Below are 1,699 nucleotides of genomic sequence, written 5' to 3' on the forward strand. Positions count from 1 at the left end.
CGCCTGGCGCCAGGACGAGGGCAAGGCGGTGCTGACCAAAGCCTTCGTGCCGCTGAAGTTCGAGCTGGGCGAAGCCTTCCAGTTCGACTGGAGCGAGGAGGGGCTGGTGGTCGGCGGCATCTACTACAAGGTGCAGGCCGCGCACCTGAAGCTGTGCGCCAGCCGAGCCTTCTGGCTGGTGGCCTATCCGAGTCAGGGCCACGAGATGCTGTTCGACGCGCACACGCGCGCGTTCGCAGCGCTGGGCGGCATTCCCCGGCGGGGCATCTACGACAACATGCGCACGGCCGTGGACAAGGTCAAGAAGGGCAAGGGTCGCGTCGTCAATGCGCGCTTCGCAGTCATGTGCAACCACTACCTGTTCGATCCGGACTTCTGCAACGTGGCCTCGGGTTGGGAGAAGGGTGTCGTCGAGAAGAACGTGCAGGACAGCCGGCGGCGCATCTGGATCGAAGCCCAGGCACTGCGCTGGGGCTCGTTCACCGAGCTCAACGCCTGGCTGGCCCAGCGCTGCCGCGCGCTGTGGGCCGAGCTGCGCCACCCCGAGCACAGCCAGTTCAGCGTGGCCGAGATGCTTGAGCACGAACTGGCGCACCTGATGCCCATGCCCGAACCGTTCGACGGCTATGTCGAGAACCCTGCGCGAGTGAGCAGCACCTGCCTGGTGTCGGTGGCGCGCAACCGCTACTTGGTGCCATGCGAGTTGGCGGGCCACATCGTCAGCGCGCGGCTGTACCCGAACCGGGTCGTCGTCGTGGCCGACGACAAGATCGTCGCCGAACATGAGCGGCTGAGTGACCGGGGACAGGCCCGCTACGACTGGCAGCACTACATCCCGCTGTTGTCCAGGAAGCCCGGTGTGCTGCGCAACGGCGCGCCGTTCGCCGACATGCCGGAGCCCTTGCTGCAACTGCAGCGCGCGCTGATGCGCCGCGCTGGTGGCGACCGCGTGATGGCGCAGGTGCTGGCGGCCGTGCCGACGGCGGGGTTGGAAGCCGTGTTGGTGGCCGTCAGCCTGGTGCTGGAGACGGGCGCGGTCAGCGCTGAGCATGTGCTCAATGTGCTGGCCCGGCTGAACGCCGCGCCGACGCCTGAGCAGGTGCAGACGGTCCTGCAAGTCAGCGAGCCTCCGACAAGCGACACCGGTCGCTACGACAGCCTGCGCGGGCCGCTGGACGTCGAGGAGGGTCACCATGCGTGACGTGACGGCAGACCTCAAGTCATTGCGGCTGTACGGCATGGCCGCGGCCTGGCGTGACCTGGTCGAGCAAGGCTCGCAGACGTAACTGGAGAGCGCCGGCTGGCTGATCGAGCACCTGCTGCAAGCCGAGACCAGCGACCGCGCCATGCGCTCGGTGAACTACCAAATGGGCGCGGCGAAGTTCCCGGTGCACCGCGACCTGGCGGGCTTCGACTTCGAGTCCTCGCGCGTGGAGCGCGCACTGATCGAGCAACTGGCCGGCACGGCGTTCACGGAACTGGCGCACAACGCCGTGTTCATCGGCGGCCCCGGCACCGGCAAAACGCACCTGGCGACCGCCATCGGCGTGGCCGGCATCACCCGGCACAGCAAACGGGTGCGGTTCTACTCGACGGTCGATCTGGTCAACGCACTGGAGCGAGAGAAGGCCGAGGGGCGTGCTGGCCGCATTGCGCTAACGCTGATGCACATGGACCTCGTGATCCTGGACGAACTGGG

1 protein-coding gene and 1 pseudogene are annotated in these 1,699 nt (G+C 67.5%); both read left to right on the forward strand.

The window, feature by feature from the left end; genetic code table 11:
* Positions 1-1,201, forward strand: a 1,201-nt coding sequence (gene istA / locus ACG00X_RS23985) for an IS21 family transposase (protein ID WP_394492337.1), incomplete at its 5' end; no start/stop codon positions are given.
* A pseudogene (locus ACG00X_RS23990) lies at positions 1,194-1,699 on the forward strand (ATP-binding protein); the annotation flags it as partial. The gene istA and the pseudogene ACG00X_RS23990, both read left to right, overlap by 8 nt.

Source organism: Pelomonas nitida (assembly GCF_043555975.1).
Taxonomy (GTDB): Bacteria; Pseudomonadota; Gammaproteobacteria; order Burkholderiales; family Burkholderiaceae_C; genus Pelomonas; species Pelomonas nitida.